Source organism: Stenotrophomonas beteli (assembly GCF_001431665.1).
GTDB lineage: Bacteria > Pseudomonadota > Gammaproteobacteria > Xanthomonadales > Xanthomonadaceae > Stenotrophomonas > Stenotrophomonas beteli.
In genome coordinates this window covers 204,576-218,774 of record NZ_LLXV01000055.1, presented here as the reverse complement: position 1 = coordinate 218,774, position 14,199 = coordinate 204,576, and the positions used below count along the sequence as shown (strand labels likewise).

General features: G+C 65.4%; 10 protein-coding genes and 1 tRNA gene. 4 read left to right on the top strand and 7 right to left on the bottom strand.

Annotated elements, in window-relative coordinates:
* Positions 1-34: 34 nt before the first annotated feature.
* A complete protein-coding gene (locus ARC23_RS14975; RefSeq protein WP_057497928.1) occupies positions 35-661 on the top strand; it encodes a YiiX/YebB-like N1pC/P60 family cysteine hydrolase in 627 nt (208 codons plus the stop codon).
* Between the two features lie 54 nt (positions 662-715).
* Here ARC23_RS14975 and ARC23_RS21240 read toward each other — a convergent pair whose 3' ends face one another.
* The 3 genes from ARC23_RS21240 to ubiA form a co-directional block, all read right to left on the bottom strand.
* Complete coding sequence (locus ARC23_RS21240) at positions 716-883, bottom strand: hypothetical protein (RefSeq protein ID WP_180836313.1); 168 nt, start codon at positions 881-883, stop codon at positions 716-718.
* 240 nt (positions 884-1,123) lie between these two features.
* Entirely contained in the window at positions 1,124-2,548 is a 1,425-nt protein-coding gene (locus ARC23_RS14970) for a short-chain fatty acid transporter (RefSeq protein WP_080393086.1), read from the bottom strand.
* Between the two features lie 187 nt (positions 2,549-2,735).
* Positions 2,736-3,629: a 4-hydroxybenzoate octaprenyltransferase gene (gene ubiA / locus ARC23_RS14965; protein WP_057497926.1), complete on the bottom strand. Its 894-nt coding sequence runs from the start codon at positions 3,627-3,629 to the stop codon at positions 2,736-2,738.
* Positions 3,630-3,778: 149 nt separating this feature from the next.
* Here ubiA and ARC23_RS14960 point away from each other — a divergent pair.
* The 3 genes from ARC23_RS14960 to ARC23_RS14950 all read left to right on the top strand — a co-directional run bounded on the left by ARC23_RS14960 (position 3,779) and on the right by ARC23_RS14950 (position 5,107).
* A tRNA-Arg gene (locus tag ARC23_RS14960) sits at positions 3,779-3,855 on the top strand.
* 137 nt (positions 3,856-3,992) lie between these two features.
* Positions 3,993-4,697 (top strand): DUF433 domain-containing protein, encoded by a 705-nt coding sequence (locus ARC23_RS14955; protein WP_057497925.1) that lies wholly within the window; start codon positions 3,993-3,995, stop codon positions 4,695-4,697.
* Entirely contained in the window at positions 4,694-5,107 is a 414-nt protein-coding gene (locus ARC23_RS14950) for a DUF5615 family PIN-like protein (protein ID WP_033832463.1), read from the top strand. Before ARC23_RS14955 ends, ARC23_RS14950 begins: the two co-directional genes overlap by 4 nt.
* 12 nt (positions 5,108-5,119) lie before the next feature.
* Here the strand turns inward: ARC23_RS14950 and ARC23_RS14945 are convergent, their stop codons facing one another.
* The 4 genes from ARC23_RS14945 to ARC23_RS14930 all read right to left on the bottom strand — a co-directional run bounded on the left by ARC23_RS14945 (position 5,120) and on the right by ARC23_RS14930 (position 13,890).
* On the bottom strand, positions 5,120-5,827 hold the full coding sequence (locus ARC23_RS14945; protein ID WP_057497924.1) for a DKNYY domain-containing protein: 708 nt from the start codon (positions 5,825-5,827) through the stop codon (positions 5,120-5,122).
* A 174-nt stretch (positions 5,828-6,001) separates the two neighbouring features.
* Positions 6,002-7,357 (bottom strand): Gfo/Idh/MocA family protein, encoded by a 1,356-nt coding sequence (locus tag ARC23_RS14940; protein ID WP_057497983.1) that lies wholly within the window; start codon positions 7,355-7,357, stop codon positions 6,002-6,004.
* Between the two features lie 65 nt (positions 7,358-7,422).
* On the bottom strand, positions 7,423-10,398 hold the full coding sequence (locus ARC23_RS14935; protein WP_057497923.1) for a TonB-dependent receptor domain-containing protein: 2,976 nt from the start codon (positions 10,396-10,398) through the stop codon (positions 7,423-7,425).
* A gap of 132 nt (positions 10,399-10,530) precedes the next feature.
* Positions 10,531-13,890, bottom strand: coding sequence for a TIM-barrel domain-containing protein (locus ARC23_RS14930; protein ID WP_057497922.1), 3,360 nt, complete (start codon positions 13,888-13,890; stop codon positions 10,531-10,533).
* Positions 13,891-14,199: the final 309 nt, after the last annotated feature.

The window sequence follows — 14,199 nt, the reverse complement described above, 5'->3', positions numbered from 1 at the left end:
ACACTTGCAGCCTTCCGCCTGTCCGAGACCGCCCATGCATCGCGTGCTGCTCCTGATCGGCCTGCTGCTGCCCGCACTGTGGCCGGCTGTGGCGATGGCCATCGACCTCCGCGAAGGCGACCTGCTGTTCGTTACTGCCGGCCACAGCGGCCTGAGCGCGGCCATCGACGATGCCACCGGCAAGCAGGGATCGCCCAGTTTCGATCACGTCGCACTGATCGCCTCCGCGCCGAAGGGCTGGAACGTGCTGCATGCCGATGAGAAAGGATCGCGCCGGCAGTCGCTGTCCGATTTCCGCCAGGACGCGCGCGCAAAGCAGCGTCAGATCGTGGTCTATCGCCTGCGCGCGCCGCAGCAGGCCGCCATCAAGGATGCGGTCGCGACCGCGCGCACGATGCTGGGCAAGCCGTACAACACGTCATATGTGTTGAACGAGGACAGCTACTACTGCTCGGACTTCATCGAACGCGCGTTCCGCGCGCACCACGTGTTCGCGTTGCAGCCGATGAACTTCCGCAATGCGCAGACCGGGCAGATCGCCCAGCACTGGGTCGACCTGTACCGCGGCATGGGCATGGAGGTGCCGCAGGATCAGCCCGGCACTAATCCAAACGACATGTCGGCGGCACCGGTGCTGCAGCGCATCGGCGTGCTGGAATAAGCGAAGCCCCGCACAGGGCGGGGCTTCATCGGTCACACCGCGCGTGCGGCGCGGTCATTCTTCTTCGTCGTGGCCGCCCTGCTGCTGGTTCTGGTTGCGCTTCTGCTGTTCCTGCTGCTGTTGCTGCTGCTGGTCGCGGCCACGGCCCTGCTGCTGATCCTGCTGGTTCTGCTGGCCCTGCTGCTTCTGGTTCGGGTTCTGGTTCTGGTTCTGCTGTGCCATGTCCGATCTCCAAAGCCACACGCGGAATGCGGTGGACGTGGCCATCGTCTGCAGCGGTTGGTTAATCACGCGTGGGTGCGCGGCTACATCCATGTGTACACGCGTGAATGAACACGCACAGGCCCTTGTGGCACAAGCCACTGAAGGATTCATGCGGGTTCGGCATGTGCTGATGCCCGGGTCAGCCGGATACCCATTCATGGCATCCGGGAGCGAAAACACGCGCTGAACGGGCTGGCTTCAGGGCATCACCGGCGGCACATAGGCCAGGGTCATGCCCAGCAGCCACAGCAGGCCCAGCACCAGCGGGATGTGCACCAGCAGCTGGATGAAAGTGAAGCCCACGATGTCGCGAGCCTTCAGCCCCAGCACACCCAGCAGCGGCAGCATCCAGAACGGGTTGATCAGGTTCGGCAGCGCTTCGGCCGCGTTGTAGACCTGCACCGCCCAGCCCAGGTGCGCCTTCAGTTCGTTGGCGGCCTGCATCACGTACGGCGCTTCGATGATCCACTTGCCGCCACCGGACGGCACGAAGAAACCCAGTACCGCTGAGTACACGCCCATCACCAGCGCGAAGGTATCGGTGCTGGCCACGTGCACGAACAGGCTCGACAGCCGGTGCGCCAACGTCTGCCCATCGCCGCCGGCAGCGTGGGTGAGGATCATTGCGATGCCGCCGTACAGCGGGAACTGGATCAGCACGCCGGTGGTGCTCGGCACCGCTTTGGCCACCGCGTTGAGGAAGCTGCGCGGCCGCCAGTGCAGCAGCAGGCCCAACGAGATGAACAGGAAGTTGTAGGTGTTGAGGTTGGCGATGGCGGTGATCACCGGCTTGTTGGCGAACTCGTTGAACAGCCAGCCGAACGCCAGCAGCGAGAGCAGCACGGTCAGCAGCGGGCTGTACTCCAGCCATTCGCCCGGGCGCGTGCGGCGCTGCAGCGGCTCCGCCTCCGCCTGCGCGGCGCCGGGGAACTCCTCGGCCGTGCGCGCACTACCGGCAGCCGGCGCGGTGAGCCAGGCAATCAGCAGCGAGACCAGGATCAATGCCGCGGTCAGTGCGATCGACTGCCACAGGAAGATGGTTTCGGTGAAGGGCAACACGCCCGTGATCTCCACCAGCCCCGGCGGCATGCTGGCCGGATTGGCCTGCAACTGTGCGGCCGACGAACTCAGGCCCATCGCCCACACCGCGCCCAGCCCCAGGTAGGCCGACGCGCCGGCGGCGCGGTAATCCATGTGCAGTTCGGTGCGGCGGGCCAGCGCCCGCACCAGCAGGCCACCGAACACCAGCGAGAAACCCCAGCTGAGCAGCGAGGCCAGCATGCTGACCAGGCCCACGTACACCACCGCGCCACGACCGGTGCGCGGGACCCGTGCCAGGAAGTCGATGAAGCGCGCGACCACCGGCGCGGTGGCCACGGCGTAGCCGCCGATGACCACGAAGGCCATCTGCATGGTGAAGGGAATGAGGCTCCAGAAACCGTCACCGAAGGCGCTGGCGGTCGCCTGCGGGGTCGAGCCGAAGCCCATCGCCGCCAATGCGACGATGACCACGCCCAACACCGCGAACACGTACGCATCGGGGAACCATTTTTCCGCCCAGGCGGCCGAGCGCAGCGCAGCGCGCGCCATCCAGCCGTCCTGTACTGCTGCCGTCGAGGCCATCGCCTACCCTCCCAGGTTCGATGGCCCGATTCTGGGCGGTGGTGCGCGGGCTGTCAGCCACCTATTGGTCGTAGGTGGCGGGATACCTGGCGCTGCGCGCCGCCGCCCGAGCATGGGCTCGGGCGCTACGGATATCCGGTTTCGGGGTGGCCACCTGTAGAGCCGAGTCCACGCTCGGCTGCGCTTCTCAGCGCAGCGCCAGATCCACGGCGAGGCCGGCAAACAACGCGGCGCCGACCCAGTTGTTGTGCAGGAACGCCTTGAAGCAGGGGCCGCGCTCGCGGTTGCGGCAGATCCAGAATTCGTAAACCACCAGCACAGTGGCCACCGCCACGCCGGCCAGGTAGTAGCCGCCCAGGCCACCGCGCACGCCCACCAGGGCCATGGTGGCCAGGAACAGCGCGTACAACACGCCCTGGATGACCAGGTCCAGGTCGCCAAACAGGATCGCGGTCGAGTGCGAGCCCATCTTCAGGTCGTCCTCGCGATCGACCATGGCGTACCAGGTGTCGTAGGCGGTAGACCACAGGATGTTGCCGGCATACAGCAGCCAGCCCAGCATCGGCACCTCGCCCTGCACGGCGGCGAACGCCATCGGGATGCCCCAGCCGAACGACATGCCCAGGTAGACCTGCGGCAGATGGGTGTAGCGCTTCAGGTACGGGTAGCTGGCGGCCAGGAACACGCCGATGAAGCTCAGGCCGATGGTCAGCCCGTTCAGGGTCAGCACCAGGCCAAATGCCACCAGCATCAGTATGGCAAACAGGGCGAGCGCGGCGCGGCCGCTGATCGCGCCGGTGGCCAGCGGACGCGCCTTGGTGCGCTCCACATGCGGGTCGAGCCAGCGGTCGGCGTAGTCGTTGATGACGCAACCGGCCGAGCGGGTCAACCACACGCCAGCGGTGAACACGAACAGCGTCCACAGCGGCGGCAGGCCGCCGGCAGCCAGCCACAACGCCCACCAGGTGGGCCACAGCAGCAGCAGCGTGCCGATCGGGCGATCAGCGCGCATCAGACTCCAGTAATGCCGCCAACGCGGCGTCGCCGGCGACTGCGGCGAAGTGAGGGGGGTATCAGCCATGGCGATAGGATACTCCTGCCCCTCTGCGAGGGCTTTGCCGGTGGGGGGAGATTTGTTCGGCGAAACTGGATAGAATGCCCCTCCCGCACCGCCTCATGGCGCTGCGATGCCCGCCCCGGCACTGGCCGGTGGTGCGGCGGTTCTACAACGCGCCCGTAGCTCAGCCGGATAGAGTAGTGGCTTCCGAAGCCATTGGTCGGGGGTTCGAATCCCTCCGGGCGCGCCATCTTCTTGTCGGCTTCGGCCTGCCAATCACCGGGCAGATTCGCCCGCGCATGTCTCCGTTCTCAGTTTATGAGTCCCGCAGGGCGCAGAATGTGATTCTGTACTCCAGCTCCATTCGGATTGAGTAGACTCGGCGCCATGGGTATCGCCTTGCCAGCACAGGACAGCCTCGGCGTCGGTCTCTATTCCTACGCCGATGCTGCGCGCTTCATTGGCGGCAGTTCGTCGGAACTGCGCCGGTGGCTGAAAGGCTACCAGGGTCGGAAGCACGGGAATCCGAAAGCCCACCCTCCCCTGTGGAAGTCGCAATGGGCCGATTCAGAGATCGACGGCATTGGCTTTCGCGATCTGATCGAGCTGCGCTTCGTCCGCACATTCGTCGCATGTGGCGTGCCACTCAACCTGGTGCGGCGAACCATTGTCGAGCTGAACGAGCGGCTCGGTAAGGAGTACCCCTTCACCAGCACGAGCTTCAAGACCGATGGGCGCCGCATTTTCATGGAGCTCGTGGGCGACAGCGGCGATGCCGCACTGGTGGACGTGGTGAAGCGCCAGGACGTGATGCGCAAGGTCATCGCACCTTCGCTGCGTGACGGCATCGAACTGGGCATCGATGATCGTGCCGAACGATGGTTCCCACTGAAGGGATCCCGTGCGGTGGTATTTGATCCACAGCGCAGTTTTGGTCAGCCCATCCTTGCCGAATCGGGCGTTCCTACCATCGCCATTGTCGAGGCGCTGCGCGCCGAAGGTGGCGACGAGCGTCGCGTGGCCAGGCTGTATGACCTATCTCTGACTGCAGTGAAGAAAGCACTGCAGTTCGAGAATCGAGCCGCGCCTTGAAGGCGCAGATCGATGAGAATCTTCCGCCCGCGCTGGCCCGGGCCATCGACGCCATTGCAGGAACGGACGAACACGAAGTCTTCCACGTAAGGGAGTTCGTGATGCCCGGCACTACTGACCTGGAGCTCTTCGACGCGGCCACTCAGCGTGGCATCCGCGTACACGTTACCCAGGATCATCATCATCGCAAGCCCGCAGAGCGCGAGGCGATCGCACGCCTCGGCCTGACCGTATTCGTTCTGGCCAAGGGCTGGAGCACGTTCAATCACTACGAGCGCGCAGCGCGGCTTCTGGAGTGGTGGCCCAAGATGATGCAGCAGGCCGAACTCGTGCAACCTGGTGCAATGTTCCGCGTACCGCATGCCAGGGCGTCCGGGGGACGGCTGACGCAGATCAAGGTGTCACGGTAACCGCTTCGCGCGTCAACCCTCATCATCCGTGAAACCATGCTGTGCACGCAGCATCGGGTCGGTCTCGATCATGAACATATGGAACAGGTGTTTATGGTCCCGCGACCAGCTCCCCTGCAACAGACGCCACGACGCCACATCCACGCGCGGCAGCTTCCGTTCCAAGTAGTAGACACGGCTGCCATCGCCCGAGAAGTGTCCGTCCAGCAGCCGCCAGCGCGGTTGATCCACGCCGGGCAGAGGCTTCCCGTCGCAGTAGACGCTGCTGTCGTCAACGGCGTACAGCGGGTCCTGCGGGATTGTCTGCAGCAGGTCGCCGCGCAGGCAATGCTTCATGCGTCGGCCGCAGTACCAGCCGCCGTGATCGTCGGCACCGTAGCCGCCGCCCATACTGCGGAAAGTCGCGCAATTGGCTTCGGCCAAGGCTTTCAGCGAAGTCTCGTATTCGAAGTAGACATTGCGCTTGTCCAGCCAGTAATCGCCGCACTGGCGGAAGCTGTCGCGGTCAATCGCAGGCAGGCGCGTCCAGGCGTGGTAGATGGCGTGCGAATCGCGCGCGATGAAATAGTGTTCGGGGATGAACTCGAAACTGGCCGCGTCGGCCTTGCGCAGCAACCGACCCTGGTGGAAGACCTGGCCTTCGTGGATTCGCCAGAATTCCGTGCCGTAGGGGCCGACGAATCGCTGGTCAGGAAGTTCGCTGATCTTCTGCCATGGCATGGTATGGGGCTCCGCCAACGGTGGGGCCGCTAGTTTAATGCGGTCCGCGAGAAAGACAGCCGGGCATGGGTTCGGCTCTACGGGTGCCAATGCACCGATGCAGACAGTAACGCCGGGCATGGCCCGGCGTTGGCTTCAAAGCAGTCGAGCATGGCTCGACTCTACAAGAGCAGATCAGTACCTGCCATCGAACGCGAAGATCGGCTTGCGCTGCTTCCATGCGCCGGCGGTGAAGTCCGGGAACTCCAGCGTCTGGAAACCGTTGGCGATCGACTGCTCGCTCAGTGGCGTGATTGCACTCCAGGTCACTGCGTCGTAGATATCGATCGGCATCGGTGCCTTGGCCTTCAGTGCTTCAACGAAGGCATGAATGACGAACCAGTCCATGCCACCGTGGCCGGCGCTGGCGGCGGTGTCGGCATTCTGTTTCCACAGCGGGTGCTCGTATTCGTCCTGGTACTTCTTGAACTCTTCCCACTGGTGCGGCGGGCTGCGGCCTTCGATGTGGATCGAATGGTTCACGTCCATCCACAGGCCCTTGGTGCCCTGCACGCGGAAGCCCATCGAATACGGGCGCGGCAACGAGGTGTCGTGCTGCAGCAGGATGGTTTCGCCGTTCTCGCAGGCCAGGGTGGTGGTCACGATGTCGCCGAGCTTGAACTTCACCTGGGTGCTGGGGTGGGTGGTGCCACCACTCTTGGCCACGGTGTAGTCGTGCAGGCCGCGCGCCTTGGTCGCGAACGCATTGATATGGGTGAAGCGGTTGCCACGGTTGATGCCGGTGTACATCGCGCACGGGCCGATGCCGTGGCTGGGGTACAGCTCGCCGTTGCGCTGCACCGAATGCTCGGTGCGCCAACGCGCTTCGCTCCAGCCCTTGGGGCCGAATTCCACGCCGCTGTCGTACGGCTGGTTTGGGTCGCCGGAGTTGAACTTCACGCCGCGCAGGTCGTGCTGGTAGCCGGCCTGCAGGTGGACCAGCTCGCCGAACAGGCCCTGGCGCACCATCTGCAGCGCGGCCATCACGTCGCGGCGGTAGCAGACGTTTTCCAGCAGCATGTACGGCGTGCCGGTGCTCAGCTGGGTCTTCAGCACATCCCAGTGATCCTGCAGGGTGATGCCGGCCACCACTTCGCAGCCCACGGCCACGCCGGCCTGCATCGCGGCAATCGCCATCGGCGCGTGGTACTCCCACGGCGTGGCGATGATCACGCCGTCGATGCCCTTCTGCTCCAGCAGGCGATTCCACGCGGTGGTGTCCCGGTCCTGGCCGTAGGTCTTCGGTGCCGGCTTGCCGGCCTTGGCCACCATCTCCATGGCGCGGCCGAGCATGATCGGCTCGATATCGCACAGCGCGACGACTTCCACGTCGTCGCGGCGAACCAGTTCCTTCAGCAGCACCAGGCCGCGCATGCCGGTACCGATCATGGCCAGGCGCACCTTGCGCCCGCGAGCCCAGGCCGGGGTCTGCGGCAGCAGGCTGCTGGCAGCGACTGCGGCACTGGCCGCGATGAATTCCCTACGCTTCATGGCAAACATCTCTCCTCTTGGCAGCGTGCCGGCCGCAGCCGGCACGCCAGGTCACGCAAACGGAATTACTTGAAACGGTAGCCGATGGTCACACTGTAACCACGGCCGAAGATGGTTGCGTAGTCACTGGAGTCACCCAGGAAGCTGTTCGGATCGTAGAACGGCAGGCGATTGAACAGGTTCTTGACGGTAAAGCTCAGGTTCCACGCATCATCCGGGCGCCAGGTGACGCTCATGTTGGCGGTCCACCACGACGGCGCACCATCACACTTGCTCTTCTGCAGGGCCAGGTAGCCGCCGGTGCAGGTTTCCTTGTTGTTGCTCTCTTCGTCGATCTGGTCGGTGGCCCACTTGGTGCCACCGACATAATTGACGAACATGCTGGTGGTGACCTGCTTGTAGGTCCAGTCCGCGTTGAGCGTGGCACGCAGGCGCGGGTTGTTGTAATAGCCCACAACATCGCCGTAGTACCAGCCGCTGGCTTCATCCATGTAGAAGCGGTTGCGGTTGGCGATGGTGGCGGCCAGGCCGAGGTTCAGGTTGCCCCAGTCACCCAGCGGGAAGCGGCTGCGCGCATCGATGTCGAAGCCGTCGATCAGGGTCTTGCCGCGGTTCTTGTACTGGCCCACCACGCTGGCGACGTTGCCGGCCGAGTAGCCCGGCAGCACCGACGGGCAGCTCACGCCGCTGGCCGGGTCCGAGCACATCGAGGCCAGCTGCGCCAGGTTGGCGCGATCGCTGTCGGTGATTGGAGAGCGCGACATCGAGATGATGTCTTCCATGCGGCGGTAATCCGGCGCGACGATTTCATTGTCACGGTAGATGAACCAGTAGTCGGCCGACACCGACAGCCAGGTCGCCGGCTCATAGACGAAGCCGAGGGTGGCGATCTTTGCCTTCTCCGGCTTCAGGTCCTTGTTCGGCTGGGTCATGCGGGCAACGGTGCGGCTGCAGTCGACGTTCAGCAGGTTCTTGCCCAGGTCGACATCACCCGGCCGCTGCGACTTCAGCAACAGGTTGGCGATGGCGTTGGTCTCGTTGCAGCGCAGCTCGTCACGGAAGCCGCCCAGCTGCGCGAACACGCCACCATTGCCGGACTCGGCCAGGCTGGGTGCACGGAAGCCGGTGGAGTACGTGCCGCGCAGCATCAACTGGTCGAACGCCTGGTACTTGAAGCCGATCTTCGGTGCCACGTTGGCGCTGAAGTTCGGGTACTTGTCCACGCGCACCGCCGCATCCAGTTCCAGCTTGTCGGTGATCGGTGCCACGGTCTCGGCAAACAGCGCATAGGTGTTGCGCTTGCCATCGAACCACGAACCACCCTGCTGGGTGATCAGGCCGTTGGCAGCATCGGCATTGCCCGGGGTGTAGAAGGTTTCGCGGCTGGCGTTGAAGCCGAATGCCGCGCGCATCTCACCGGCCGGCAGCTGGAACAGCGGGCCTTCGATCTTGCCGTCCAGGGTGTGCAGGCGGGTCCACGACTGGATGTCGAAGGTCGGGAACGCTTCGCGGATCAGCGCGGCGTTGGCTTCGCTGATCTCGCCGAACTTGTACGCCGGATGGTCGGAGATGATCACGCGGCCGGTGCCCGGATCGATCGTGTACGGGCCGAAGGCCTTCTCGAAGCCCTTGGTGTTGACGTTGATCGTCTGGTAGGTGGTGGAGTGGGTACCGGCACTGGCGAACGCGGTTTCCCAGTTCCAGTCACCGCGGTTGCCACGCGCGCCGGCCAGCACGCGGTAGCTCTTGTCGGTATTGCGCTGGCCGAAATAGTTCGGGCCGGCATCCTGCAGCAGGTAGTTCAGGCCGACCACACCGCCCATCATCGCCTTCATCTGCGGGCTGGCGTGGTTGTACTCGTTGTTCGGGCCCAGGAACGGGTACAGGAACTGGTTGACGGTGTTGCCGGTATTGCGCGAAAACCAGCTGGTCGGGTTGCCGGTGGTGGTGCCGTAGGTGCGCGGCGTGCCGCCGTTGGCGCGCAGGTCGATGTCGGTGTAGGTCGCCTCAGCGAAGATCTCGGTGCTGTCACCGACCAGGAAGGTGCCGTTGAGGTAGGCGGTGTTGCGCTCGGACTTGGCACCGGCGTCGATCTCGTTGTTCATCCAGGTTTCCCAGACGCAACGCGGGCCGGCCGCTTCACTGGTCAGCACGTTCCTGCAGCCCGGCGCAGCTTCCTGCACGCGGCGGCCGGTGACCGGGTCGAAGGCGAAGTAGGTGCCCGGGTTGAACTCGCCAGGCTTGCTGCCCACGCCCAGGCGCAGGTTGTTGAGGTAGTTAGGGTTGTTGACGTAGTACTGGTCGGGGCGCTTGTCGTAGAAATCGCTCAGCGGGATCGCGTCGCGGCGGTACATGTTCACCGCGCCGTAGATGTTGAAGCGGTTCTCGGCCAGGTCACCAAAACCTGCGGTGATGCTGGCCTGGCGCTCTCCGTAGGAATCGATGCGCGACGAAGTGTCGTTGGTGAAGTTGATCTCGGCACCCTGGAAGTTGCGCTTGGTGATCACGTTGATCACGCCGGCCACCGCGTCGGTGCCGTAGACCGCCGAGGCGCCGTCGGTCAGCACTTCCATGCGCTCGATGGCCGCCGCCGGGATCGCATCGATGTTGACGAACTGGGTCTGGAAGCCGGCCGGCGCGCCGTAGTACGACAGGCGACGGCCGTTCAGCAGCACCAGCGTGCCCTGCGCGCCCAGGCCACGCAGGTTGGCCTGCGAGGCACCGTCGGAACCGGTAAACAGCGAACGCGCATCCTGCTGCGCCGGGCGTGCGGCTGGCAGGTTGTCGAGCACCTGCAGCAGCGTGCGCGCGCCCATGTTCTGGATGTCCTGCTTGCTGATCACCTGCACCGGCGAGGCGGTTTCAACGTCGGTGCGGCGGATGTTGGAACCGGTGACCTCGATGCGGGCCAGGTCGGTGGCGTTGTCCTTGCTGTCCTGGGCGAAGGCGGGAACGGCGACCGACAGCAGCGCGCCGGCGATGGCCAGCGACAGCGGAGCGATCGAACGACAGGGGGGGCGGTGGTGGCGAGCGGGCAACATCGGGGTTCTCTCCTGGCAGGGGTGCAGCGCGATAAGTGGGCGCGTAGGCGTTCGGCGGGCAAAACGCTCCCGGGCCACGGCCGTCAGGGCCGCAGTCGGAATGGGCGGGGGAGGAGCGGTGTTACGTGGGGGTCATGGGGCGACGATGCTGGCGGAGTCGCCCTCCTGGCCGATCAGCACGGCGTTGGCCCAGTTGGCACAGACCTGGGCGGGTTGGCTGCCCTGCGCGCCCAGCGTGCGCAGGCTCAGTGTGGAAAGGCCACGGATGTCCAGCTCCGGCTTGACTACGCCGGGCGCCTTCACCAGGCCGCTGTCGTACAGCAGGCGGTTGTCGCCCCAGACCTGGAACTGCAGGCCACCGGCGTTGCGGCAGGCGTCATCGATGCCAAGATCGGCGCGCAGCAGGTGCCAGCCGCCCTGCAGGCGCAGGTCGATGCGGCTGTTGGCGCCAACACCCAGGCCCCGGCGGAACTGCAGGCCGTTCATGCGCATGCCGGCGTCGCCACGGAACGACTGGTCCGCGCGCAGCTGGCTGGCCAGCGCGGCCGGCACCGGCAGTTCGGAGAGATAGCGCTGCCGGGCCGGTCGTTCTGGTTCCTGGTGTTCAAGGATGTGGAAGGTGGACAGTGCGATCGGGCCGACGTCGCGCGGCTGCAGTGCGTCGAACGCGCGGGCGCTGCCCTGGGCAGCGGTCACCATCGGGTCGGTGCTGCTGGCACCGTCGCCTTCCGGGTTCTGCACGCTCAGCACGCGGAAACGCAGCAGGCGGCCGGCATGGGCCGGGAAGTCGATGCGCTGCACGCCTTCCTTCAATTGCAGGCGGCCACGCGCGATCGGCTCGCCCCACTCGCCGTTGCTGTCGCCCAGGTACACCTCGTAATCGCGCACCTGGCCGTGCTTCCAGTTCTTGTCGTTGCGCGGCGCGATGTCGATGCCATCGATCATCTTCCGCTCGCCGAAGCCGATCACCCATTCGTGGGCGCCGGTGCGCACGGCCTGGTTGCGCACGCTGCGGAACCAGGTGGCCGGATCGTCGTCGAAGGCGTTCTCCAGCGCGTGGCCGGGCTCTTCAGCCGGGCGGTTGACCACCAGCAGGCTGTCGGCCGGCAGTTCGCGGCCCAGCACCGGGGCGGCCGGATAGGCATCATCGACGGCTGCGGCAGCGACTGCAAAGTCCAACTGCAGTTGCAGCGGCTGGCGGATGTCCTGGGTGGCGGTACGCACGTGCAGCGTGCCACGGCGTTCCTTGGCATCGAAGTACCAGCCTTCGCTGGCGTTGTTGAACGCTGCCGCATCGGCCAGCACCGGCAGCGCGCGCCCCCCGGCCTGCACCGCACGCGGCGCCTGGCGGCTGAGCACGCGCAGGCCATATCGGCGCTGCGCGAGCTGACCGTTGTACTGGCCCTGCACCGGGTCGATCTGCACCTGCACCGGGCCACTGCCCTGCACCGGCGCCTGCACGCGGATCTGCTGCGTGCTCGACTCGCCCTGCTGGTAGCGGCGCGTGTTGCCATCGTCTTCGTACAACGTGTACTGCGAGTCGCCCTGCGGGTACAGGTCGAACGTCACCTCGTCGAGCGGTTTCTCGCCGTCGAACAGCATCGACGGGTACATCGGCAGGATCGCACCGGCCCGCACGAACAGTGGCAGCGTGGCCAGGTCCACCTGGCGGTCGAGCTGGCGGCCGCCGGCGCCGGCCTGCACGCGGCGGCCATCCCAGTAGTCGATCCAGCCGCCGGCCGGCAGGTGGATGTCGCGGCGCCAGCCACGGCTGGCCGCCTGGCTGCGGTACACCGGCGCGACCAGCAGGTCGCGGCCGAGCAGGAACTGGTACTTGTAGGTCTCATCCTGCGCATGCGGATCGCGCGGGTTGTCCCACATCAGGCCACGCACCGGCGGTGCACCGGTCTGCGCGGCCTCGTGCACCAGCCCATACATGTACGGGGTCAGGCGCATCTTCAGCTTCAGGTAGTCGCGGTTGATGCTGCGGTAGGGCTCGTCGTACCACCATGGATGCTTGCGCGCGTTCGACGACCAGCCGCTCATGCCCATCAGCACCGGGGTGAACGCCTTCCACTGCAGGTCGCGGGTAAAGGTCTCGGCGCTACCGCCGAAGATCGCATCGACGTCGCCGCTGGCGTAAGCCATGCCGGACAGTCCCGAACCAACCAGGGTCGGCACGTGCCAGCGGATGTAATCCCAGCTGCTGCTCTGGTCGCCGGTCCACGCCACCGCGTAGCGCTGGATGCCGGCCCAGCCCATCACCGTCCACAGGAACGGACGCGAATCGGAGTTGTCGAGGATGCCGTTGAACGCCTGGCGGTTGGCGTCCATCGCAAACTGGTAGCCCTTGCCGGTCCAGGCCACGTCCAGCTTCTGCACGCGGCTGCCAGCCTTGCCCACTTCCCAGGCAATCTTGTCGACGCCGTTCTCGGTCCACAGGCCGGTGCGGAAGCCGTACTTCGCCAGGCCTTGCACGGTCTCGGGCAGCTGCTTGTAGCCGCAGCCGTAGCCATCGTTGGGCAGGATCCAGCCGCCGGGCATGTCATTGGCGCGGTACTGCTTGGCCACGCTGTTGATCACATCCGGCGTGGTGCCGGTCGGGCCGTCGCTCCAGCCTTCGGGCACGGTGCCGGGCTTCTTGGCGTTGTCACCGTCGTTGTAGCAGTCGGCATCGCCGTAGGACAGCGCCCAGCGCGCGACCATGTTCGGGCGGCCGGTCAGCTGGGTATAGCGCTCGATCAGCTTGGGCAGATCCGCGCCGACGAAGTAATAGGCATCGAAACGGTCTTCGCGATGCAGCAGCGTGGCCTGGTCGGGCTGGCGGAGGTCGTAGCTGCCATCGCTCCAGGTGTTGCGCAGCATGCCCCAACCACGGCTGCTGAGCAGCATCGGCGCCGGGCTCGGGCGGTCACCCTCTTCCCAGCCGCCGGAATAGGACACCTCCAGCTCGCGGCCCTTGAACTGGTAACGGCCATTCTGCTGGCCACCACCGAAGTAGCCCTCATCGGCCTGCGAGGACAGCACCTGCACGCTCTGCGTGGCATCCAGGTCCAGCGGCTGCAGCTCCTGCCACAGCGCGGTGGGCTGGCCGTTGTCCAGGCGTTCCAGGCGCATGCGCAGCGGCTGCCGCTGTACATGCAGGACCAGCGCGTCGGTACGCAGGCGGATTTCCTGTGCATCTTCTTCCAGCTGCGCCTGCACGTTCGCCTTGGGCTGCGGCAGCACGATCGGTGCCGCCTTGTCGCCGGCACCGGTCAGCGTGCCGTTGCGGCCGGCCTGCACGCGGATGATGTCGGTCGCCGGCAGTTCGATGCGGATGCGTGCGCCCTTGTCGGTCTGCAGGTCCCAGCCCTGCACGCCGTCGCGGCTGGCGCTGGCGGCAACCGAACGCAGGTTGCCGACCGGTTCGGCGTGGGCCGACGTGGACGCCAGCATCAATGCCGGCCACAGGGCCAGCAGCAGCGGCGAGCGACGAACGCAGTTTTCCACGCGGACTCCCAACCCGTTCACCGGGCGTTTCGAAAGCGATTGGGCCGACTCTAGGGCAGCGATTCGAAAGATGTCAACAAATTGAAAGGAAAAAGGAAGATATATTCCCTTGAAACGAAAGTTGTTGCGTTGCAATACTTTGTGTAACCGCTTGCAGAAGCGTGTTAAGCATTGTGCGATACGGCATGCGGCCGCTTCTTTCGTTTTCTGGACCGCGTTGGGCAGGACGAAATCGACGTCGTATTTTCTTTCTTTTTGCTTTCGGTATTTGACATTTCGAAAGAAAACGCAGATGGTGCGCTGGCCCAA